The sequence below is a fragment of the Microcoleus sp. genome (assembly GCF_049646505.1).
Taxonomy (GTDB): Bacteria; Cyanobacteriota; Cyanobacteriia; order Cyanobacteriales; family Microcoleaceae; genus Microcoleus.
On record NZ_JBARVX010000192.1, the window covers coordinates 1 to 9102 of the forward strand.

8 protein-coding genes and 1 pseudogene are annotated in these 9102 nt (G+C 43.0%); 1 reads left to right on the forward strand and 8 read right to left on the reverse strand.

The features are described 5' to 3' along the window. Window positions 1-63: 63 nt before the first annotated feature. From WBA89_RS10585 to WBA89_RS10615, 7 genes are all read right to left on the reverse strand, one after another. Window positions 64-1395 carry a hypothetical protein gene (locus tag WBA89_RS10585; protein ID WP_424406249.1) on the reverse strand — a complete coding sequence of 444 codons (1332 nt, stop codon included), beginning with the start codon at window positions 1393-1395 and terminating at the stop codon, window positions 64-66. A 6-nt stretch (window positions 1396-1401) separates the two neighbouring features. Next, window positions 1402-2727 carry a hypothetical protein gene (locus WBA89_RS10590; RefSeq protein ID WP_424406250.1) on the reverse strand — a complete coding sequence of 442 codons (1326 nt, stop codon included), beginning with the start codon at window positions 2725-2727 and terminating at the stop codon, window positions 1402-1404. A 19-nt stretch (window positions 2728-2746) separates the two neighbouring features. Next, window positions 2747-3973 carry an SGNH/GDSL hydrolase family protein gene (locus WBA89_RS10595; RefSeq protein ID WP_424406251.1) on the reverse strand — a complete coding sequence of 409 codons (1227 nt, stop codon included), beginning with the start codon at window positions 3971-3973 and terminating at the stop codon, window positions 2747-2749. Window positions 3974-3977: 4 nt separating this feature from the next. Beyond that, window positions 3978-4142: a DUF5989 family protein gene (locus WBA89_RS10600; RefSeq protein ID WP_193973035.1), complete on the reverse strand. Its 165-nt coding sequence runs from the start codon at window positions 4140-4142 to the stop codon at window positions 3978-3980. Further along, window positions 4143-4589: an SxtJ family membrane protein gene (locus tag WBA89_RS10605; RefSeq protein ID WP_424406252.1), complete on the reverse strand. Its 447-nt coding sequence runs from the start codon at window positions 4587-4589 to the stop codon at window positions 4143-4145. A 326-nt stretch (window positions 4590-4915) separates the two neighbouring features. After that, window positions 4916-6856, reverse strand: a complete 1941-nt coding sequence (locus WBA89_RS10610) for a carbamoyltransferase family protein (RefSeq protein ID WP_424406253.1) — start codon at window positions 6854-6856, stop codon at window positions 4916-4918. 162 nt (window positions 6857-7018) lie between these two features. Continuing rightward, window positions 7019-7504, reverse strand: a complete 486-nt coding sequence (locus tag WBA89_RS10615; RefSeq protein ID WP_424406254.1) for a hypothetical protein — start codon at window positions 7502-7504, stop codon at window positions 7019-7021. 362 nt (window positions 7505-7866) lie between these two features. On the opposite strand from WBA89_RS10615, the gene WBA89_RS10620 reads away from it, so the two are divergent. Further along, window positions 7867-8643 carry a transposase gene (locus tag WBA89_RS10620; protein ID WP_424406255.1) on the forward strand — a complete coding sequence of 259 codons (777 nt, stop codon included), beginning with the start codon at window positions 7867-7869 and terminating at the stop codon, window positions 8641-8643. A gap of 283 nt (window positions 8644-8926) precedes the next feature. Here the strand turns inward: WBA89_RS10620 and ppnK are convergent. Continuing rightward, window positions 8927-9102 (reverse strand): annotated as a pseudogene (gene ppnK, locus WBA89_RS10625) (NAD(+) kinase); the annotation flags it as partial.

The window sequence follows — 9102 nt, forward strand, 5'->3', positions numbered from 1 at the left end:
GATACAAGGAGCGGGTTTTTAAGATTGTTTATTTGAGTCGTTGATGGTTGGTGGAACCCGCCCCTACTTCTTGTTTTTTCTTTCATCCTTCCGCAAATATTCCAGAATAGAACTGCCCACATAATTACTAAAAACCACCTCTCCAGCCTGATTGTAATGACAGCAGCTATCTACATAAACAGCATCCTTAGTCTTGTCAAAAACATTCACAGCATTCAATATATCAACATTATTTTTTTTCAAATTCGGCAACTTACTCAAAAGAGCCGGATAGCCAATTTCCACAGCCTTAGCATAAGGAGTATCCTTGTTAAAAGCAATCTGCTTTTCGGCTTCACCAAACACCCTTTTTGTCTGATAATATTGATTGGGCTGGAGAACATGAAAATACGGCACATTGCTAGCAGACAATACTTTATTCATAAAAATTGAACTTTTTGCCCAATTCTGAGCCATTTGTTCAAAAGCTGCTGAATCCTCTAAAACAGACTTATTAGTATTGATATAAACAACGCTACCGCCGTCATCTTTTTGGGGTTTAGTCCGTTCTTTCTCAAAGGCGATCGTATCTTTGCGATAATTGTTGACTAAATTTTGAACGTAAACAGAAGTCAAAGCATCGCACGCAGCGAAAGAACAGTGTTGCAAACTTTCCAACCCCTGATTAATCTGAGTTTTAGTTTCTTGAATTCTAATAGTTGTTTTCATAGCTTTTACAGAAAGACTATTATTCGCTAACTGAGTCAGTGGCAGAATGTGCTGAATGCTTGGCATCGCCAAATCTATTTTATTTTTATTGTTTAGATTAGAAAGTGCTACTTCATTAAAACCATCTATATTCACAACCATATCTAATTCTTGACCTAAAGCCAAAAAATAGTTTAAAATCAATAACTGTTGCGGCTGTTTGTAGCCTCCAGTAGCAAAAGACAAAATTACAAACTCTTTATCCTGTAAACCGGGAACCTGCTTGAGGTATTGAGGTAAAATTTTATTTTGAACTTCAAATATTCCATAATTAGAAGCAACCGAACCGCCAAAAACTCCAATAATAAATTGATTTTTCTTGGTTTTCTTCAAAGGGTAATCGTAAGGAGAGATAAATCCGTAATTGTTAACCTTAAAACCCGGTCGAAAATCATCGCTGGGTTTTTGAATAAACCCAAAAAAAGGATGAAACCTTTCGACAATAGACTGATTCAGCCGCACTCCTTCTAAATTTATTCCTAAAGCCGACTTATCTTGCGTCTTTTGTCTAGTATAGAAAAATTGCTTGTGCTTGAGAAAATACCATCCCAGCGAACCGAGTTCCAGAAAAACCAGCAAAAGCGCCAAGTTAATCGCAGCAATTTTTAGAATTTCTGGTATTTTTTTAATCGACTTAAAATCTTTCATAAATATCTATTTTGACTCTCTCACTACTTTAACAATCGAACTGGAAACATAGTCTGCCAATACTTCCTCTCCCACTGAATTGTAGTGGCAGCAGGCATCTTTGTAAACCGTCTCTTTTGTATTGTCCAAAATATTCACGGCGTTAAAAACATTAACCCCAGCTTTTTGCAAGTCATTGACTTTTGATAACAGTACGGGATAACCTTTTTTCACTCCTTCAATGTAAGGACTATTCTTGTCAATCGCAATTTCGTTCTCCTCGGCGGTAAAGGTTCGTTTAGTTGGATAATATTGGTTGGGCTGGATAAAGTGAAAATACTTAATCTTTCTACTTGATAAAATTTGATTCATCCCGATCGACGATTCGTACCACATCGATGCCATTTTATCAAAAGCAGCAGCATCCGACAAAACAGAGTCAGCTTTGGGAAGGTATACTATACCGCTATTTGCCTGGTCTGGGTTGGATTGTTTGACTTGCCGATCGTACTTGACAACAGCTTGCTGGTAATTGTTGACTAATTGTTTCACTCTCAGCGAGGTAACAGCGTGACACAAAGCCAACTGACAAGTTTGCAATTTGTCAATACCTGCTTTCAACTCTTTTTTGTTTTCGCTAATTTGCGCGATCGAATTCATCGCTTCTGGCGACAAATTGTTGTTGGCTAAACCAGTCAGCGGCTGTATGTGCTGAACGCTGGGCATTCCTATTTCTACTTGGGATTTATTGTTTAAATTTGACAGTGCTACTTCGTTAAAACCGTCAATATTGATGACTAAATCTAACTCTTGACCCAAAGCCAAAAAGTAATTTAAGATCAATAATTGTTGCGGTTGTTTGTAGCCGCCGTTGCCGAAATTTAAAATGACAATTTCTTTATTGGCGAATTCTGGATAACTGTTTAACTTTTTAGACAATCTTTGAGTGACGTATTCATCTACTGCAAAGTTGTTAGCAACAGAACCGCCGAATACTCCAATAATAAATTGATTTTTATTGGTTTTGACAAACGGATATTCGTACAAGGAAAAAAAACCTTGTTTGTTGACTTTTAACTTTAATCTTTCATTGGTAAAAGCACCTTGTTTGAGCACGTAGCCAAAAAACGGGTGCAGTCTTTCTACGATAGATTCATCTAGTCTAATTCCCAGGCGTTCTATATCTTCTACTACTTTTTCTTTAGCTTTAGTTCTGGTATAAAAAAACTGCTTTTGGTTGATAAAATAAAAAGCTAGCGATAAAGCTTCCAGACAAATAAAGGCGATCGCCAAATTAACAGCGATTAAAATTAATATATTTTTGCCTTTTTGGGACGCAGTTGAATCTTTCATGAAAATTGACTGATTGCGGTTATTTTTGGGGAAGTTGAGACTGCTTCAAATTTTGGCACAAATTTCTGTTAATCAAAATACTAGCAAGCCTGTGCCCGAGTTCATTCCAGTGACCCCGACAGGGTACAGAATTCTCAAAACCGTGGGCGCAGACTTGAAATTTTTCAGTATAACCTTGAAACTGTTCGGCTAAATTCAGTACCCGAAAACCCTCGCGCGCGCCCAATTTTTCCAGCCGCCTATCGGGATAAAACAAATCCTGAATTTGGTTTTTTCTCATGAAATTTTTTCGCATCTGGCCATTGCGTTCAACTTGCATCGGGTCGCCGATCGTCACCAGCAAGAAATCAGCATTTTTCTGCACGACTTCATTCCGAATCTTCACAATCAAACCTTCTGTCACCTTCCAGGCATCTTCCCAAGCTGCATCTTCAGGTGCCTTGAAGTTTTTGGTACTCAAGGCGGAAAAATCGGCAGATAACTCCCGCTTTTTCCGATCTACATCTACCTTTTTAATCACCTGCAAAATGCGCGAATTGTTGACGAGAAAACTGGGCAATTTGTCTACGAATGAAACTGCTCTTGCGTTGCGGTCGATGGGTGCTAAATTGCGAAAAGACATATCCGGTACTAACTTTCCGTTAGCATTATACGCAAAAAATGGTCGATAGTGGTCGTATTCTAGTTTGGGCGAGTTGTTGATTATATCATTGCCAATAAAAAAAGCTAGAACTACAATATCAGGATTGTAGTCCCACACTTTTTCTCGCAGCATTATCAATTCTTGAGCAGTACCGTAACCCTGCACGCCGAAGTTGATGACTTCAACATTTTTGCGTCCTTTAACGGCCTCGCAGTTGCCTAACTTTCGTTCCAATTTCGACCAGAAAGTTTGTTCGATCGGTACGTGAATTGCTTCGGTGAAAGAATCGCCCAAAACTGCGACTCGGAGAGTATTGGGAGGTTTGGCTTTTGTGTGTTCGCGATCGCGCAAACCCTGACTGTTCACCCGCACAAAACTCTCACCTTCCCCCTTCCACTCGCCCGACGCACCGGGTTTTAGCTTCCAGCCCAAATTCGGATCGGAAGTGTGGAAACGAGTTGGCGCAGAGTCTACAAAATCTCCTATTTTGGGGTAGCCCTCAACTCCCGCAACTCGCAATCCAACTTCACCAATTACCACCCCCATCAACAAACCGCCGAGTGTCAAAGCTAAATTGACACCCAAAGTCTTCAACTTGCTCATTCTTTCAAAACAGCGTGTAAATAAACGGAGCAATCACAGAACCCTGACTCAATACAATCAAAGCTCCCAAAAACACTAAAGTCACAATTAAGGGTATCAGCCAATATTTTTGGCGTTCTCTCATAAACGCCCACAAATCTTTGAGAAAGTCTAAAGTTGCTTCAAACACTTAGAAAGGACGCTCCATACTAACTTTTGTTCTTACTTTGCTTGGAATGCGGTAAGTATCCATTTTCGGATTGAGTTTGCGGCGCATTGCATCTTCGCCGAAAATGTTTTTGATCGCTCCCATCGGCCAAACTATCAGGTAAAAAACTATCCCCAGGACGATCGGCGTTTCGATCTTGTTGAGAAGCAGTCCAAACCGCATCCATGCGTGATAAACGGGATTCAGCGATTTTGGTGCAACCAATGCTAGCACAACTAGCACTGCGCCGACAGCCCAGGGCCACCAAGGTAGAGAATCGCGCCGCAGTAAAGGTACTGCTAAACCGAACAGCACTGCAATTAAGCCGCCAATTAGCAGCCCGAAATCGCGCAAACCTTTTTTGTCGAGTTTTTTAATTTCGTCGCTCATGTTGAAGGAAGAGGGAAGAGGGAAGAAGTCATTAGTCATTAGTCATTAGTCATTAGTCATCAGTCATTAGTCATTAGTCATTAGTCATTAGTCATTAGTCATTAGTCATTAGTCATTAGTCATGTTTTGCTGTCGCCTCCGAGCTTTCCGTACAACGTCATCAGTCCGAGGGAAGATGGAAGATGGAAGAATGCTCGTTACCAGGCTCTGCCTGGTAACGCAGATCCGGAGGCTCTGCCTCGAATTTGACTCCGTAAGCAAGCGAGGCAGAGCCTCTGGACATCGGTTCCCCGGCTCTGCCGGGGAACCAGTTAAAATCTTAGCTAATGACAACTGCCAACTGTCAACTGTCAACTGCCAACTAACTAATCTAGTTCAAATTCATTTTTCCAAGCATCATCTTGTTTCCAAGGAATTTGTTCTGATTTAGGAATCAAGAAGTTCTCTAAAACTAGATAGTCCATTTCGGTTCGCATGAAACAGCGGTAAGCATCTTCGGGGGTGCAAACAATGGGTTCGCCTCGGACGTTGAACGACGTATTTACCACAATTGAACAGCCCGATCGCTTTTCAAAATGACTGATTAAGTCATAGTACCGAGGATTGGTTTCTTTGTGAACCGTTTGGATGCGAGCCGAGTAATCGACGTGGGTAACAGACGGAATTTCCGATCGCGGAATGTTGAGCTTGTCAATGCCAAACAACTGCTCTTGTTCGGGAGTCATGGGAATGCGGAGACTGGCTTTGACAGGTGCTACCAATAGCATATAAGGGCTGGAATGGTCGATCTCGAAATAATCCGCAACTCGTTCGGCTAAAATTGACGGTGCAAAAGGTCGAAATGATTCCCGATATTTAATTTTCAGGTTCATCACCGACTGCATTTTAGCACTGCGGGGATCGCCAATAATCGATCGCCCGCCCAGAGCCCGCGGCCCGAATTCCATCCGCCCCTGGAACCATCCGACGACATTTCCCTGTGCCAAAATTTCCGCCAACTGCGGCATCAATTCGGCATCGTCCAATCGGTGGTAGCTGGCTTTGACAGCATCTAAATATTCGAGAATTTCTGCGTCAGTAAACCTTGGCCCCAAATAAGAACCGCGCATTCTATCGTGACAAGTTAAATGAGCGACAGACTTCGCCACAGTTGCCACCGCTTGGTTTGTAGTGAGGACTGGGGTGTTTTCTTCTGTAATATTAATTGTAGCGGGTAGCCGATCGCCCACAGTGCGAGTTTGTTCGCAATACTGATACCAAATCGCCAAAGCCGCGCCCAAAGCACCGCCAGCATCTCCCGCCGCCGGTTGAATCCAAATATCTTTGAAAATATTTTCCCGCAAAAGTCGGCCGTTAGCAACGCAGTTGAGAGCAACGCCGCCGGCAAGACAAAGATAATCGACATCCAATTCTTTTTTAACTGTTCTGCAAAGCCGCAAAACAACTTCTTCGGTAACAACTTGAATGGAAGCTGCAATGTCCATTTCCCGCTGAGTCAGTTGTCCTTCGCCTTGACGCGGCGGCCCTTCAAACAGTTCGTCAAACTTCTTATTTGTCATGGTTAAGCCAACTGTGTAGTTGAAATAATCCATGTTTAAACGGAAAGTTCCGTCATCTTTGAGGTCGATCAAATGGGTGAGAATTCTGTCTACATACTTGGGTTCGCCGTAGGGTGCTAAACCCATGAGTTTGTATTCGCCAGAGTTGACTTTGAAGCCTGTGTAGTAGGTGAAAGCTGAATAAAGCAAACCTAGGGAGTGGGGAAAATCGATTTCCCACTGAGGTGTCAGTTGGTTGCCGTCTCCCAACCAAACCGAGGTTGTCGCCCACTCCCCTACGCCGTCGAGGCACAAAACGGCGGCTTTTTGGAACGGGCTGGGGAAAAATGCTGAGGCTGCGTGGGATTGGTGGTGCTCGGTAAATAGCAGAGATGGCAGTTTGTTGGTTTTGCAGTTGGCTATTTCTGCGAGGTCTCTTTTGAGCATGGTTTTGAGGTAAAGCTTTTCTTTCAGCCAGATGGGCATGGCGGTTAGGAAAGAGCGAAAACCTTGCGGTGCGTAGGCTAAGTAGGTTTCTAGAAGGCGCTCGAATTTGACTAATGGTTTGTCGTAAAAGACTATGCGATCGACTTCCCGCAATTCTATGTTCGCTTCTTTTAGGCAATAGGCGATCGCATTCTTGGGAAATCTGGCGTCGTGCTTTTTGCGGGAAAATCTTTCTTCCTGCGCTGCGGCGATAATTTCTCCATCGCAAATTAAGGCGGCGGCGCTGTCATGGTAGTACGCCGAGATTCCAAGTATGTTCATCGCTCTCCTTACAAATCGCTATGCGCTCGTATCTGAGTATTTAGAATAGCTAATGATTATAGCTTTAGTGGTGCTGATTTGGAGTTGAGTTTAGCGATCGCCTCTAAATTTTACCGAAATTGATGTCGGTGCGCGACCCCTCAACCGTCTGACACCAGCCAGCTAGCGCCTGCGAATCCTGCGCCCCCAGGCTCTCAAGTAAGTTGCCGCCGGGAATTGATAAAATTCACCTACCAACCACAGCACTATGCCTAAATGGGACAAAAAGGCTAAACCAGTCCAAGCTGCGGGCAGCCACGACAACCGGCTGCCGGGAACCGGGGGAAAGTAGTAAGCTGAAAGTCCCAGCAAGGTGGTAGGAAGGAAGATTAGCCCGATCGCTGCGGCAAAATAAGGCCATCCGAATTCTACGCCTTCGAGGTGTGCTCCTATCCATTTTTTGCCGTTCCAGTGCCAAGTTACGGGCGGCTGGCGATCGGCCATTTTGAGCGATTGCCTTTCTTCGCTGGCGGTAAAAATGTGCTGGCAGAAGTTGCAAGCTAGGGCTTCCATCATCGGCATCGCAGCAATTTCACCGGTGCGACAGACGGGACAGGGATATGTATCTTGAGAGTTGAAAGGTCTGGTTGATTTTTTGAAAGTTTGCATGGATCGAGCGGTTTGTCAAGATATTGAGCGATCTTAACAGAGTCCAGAAATTGTATGTTGGGTAATGTGGGTTTTGTCTGTAAGTCGAAGAATATTTGATATTTGAGTGGGGGCGGGTTGATCTATTGCTATGGTTCTAAGTAAAATAATAATATTTGTAGGGGACGGTTTTAGCCACAATCCATAACATCCCAACCAATAATTTTATTCAAAACCCGCCCTCCACGCTTGATCTATTGCACCAAGTCTGTGGATTTTGGGTTGGGTGAGTGAGAGAGGGCGGGTTTTGCCTGTAGATTGTTCGTGATTTCACAATTTTTTGGCTAAACCCGCCCCTACCAGGTTGATCTATTCCTATTGTTATGAGTAAAATAATATTGGTAGGGGCGGGTTTAGTCACAATCCATAACATCCCAACCAATAATTTTATTCAAAACCCGCCCTCCACTCCACTAAGTAAAATAATATTGGTAGGGGCGGGTTTAGTTACAATCCATCACATCCCAACCAATAATTTTATTCAAAACCCGCCCTCCACGCTGATTATGAAATACGATCCGCACAAACATCACCGTCGCTCGATTCGCCTCAAAGGATACGATTATACACAAAACGGAGCATATTTTCTCACTATTTGTACGTGGCAGCGCCAAAGTTTATTTGGTGATATTGTAAGTTCCCAAATGCAGTTAAGTCGTTATGGTGAAATCATTGAGTTATATTGGGATAATTTGATAAAACATCATCGCCATGTTGAATTAGATCAATTTGTCATCATGCCGAATCATGTTCATGGCATTATTTTATTAACTGATAATCAAGTAATTGCGAACAATGATTTGTGGGACAGGCCAAATAAATCCCGCCCCCAGCGTCACGGACTCCCAGAAATTATTCGTGGTTTCAAAACATTTTCAGCCCGCAGTATTAACAGACATCGCAAACTGACAGGTGTTTCAGTATGGCAGCGCGGTTATTACGAACATATTATTCGTAGTCAAGAATCATTGCAGAGAATTCGTGAATACATTATAAACAATCCTGTGAATTGGGAAGATCGGGATGAATTGCATCCTAATAATATCTGTAAATGGGATGGAGAAATTAGAGATTTGGGATTGCAATTGGATTTAAAGTAGGGGCGGGTTTAGCCACAATCTCTAACTTCCTAACCAATAGTTTCATTCAAAACCCGCCCTCCACGCTTGATCTATTGCACCAAGTCTGTGGGTTTTGCGTTTGGCCGGGGCGGGTTTTGCCTGTAGATTGTTTGTGATTTCACAATTTTATGGCTAAACCCGCCCCTACCGTTTAATGGTGGAAAAAAGGCGGGTTTTGCCTGTAGATTGTTTGTGATTTCACAATTTTATGGCTAAACCAGCCACTACCGTTTAATGATTTATGATTGTGGATGATTTCGGATTAATTGCGGTGATTGTTGCTGTACTTAATTCGGGTTCCGGCCCACTGAAGTTTTTCCCTCAAAGTGCCGTAATAAGAATAGTTTTCCCGCAAAATGATAAACTTGGCTTCGCAGTCTGCCATCCGCACATCTACGCGCTGTCCCGGCCAAATTGCAGTACCCAAAATGCCGTCTG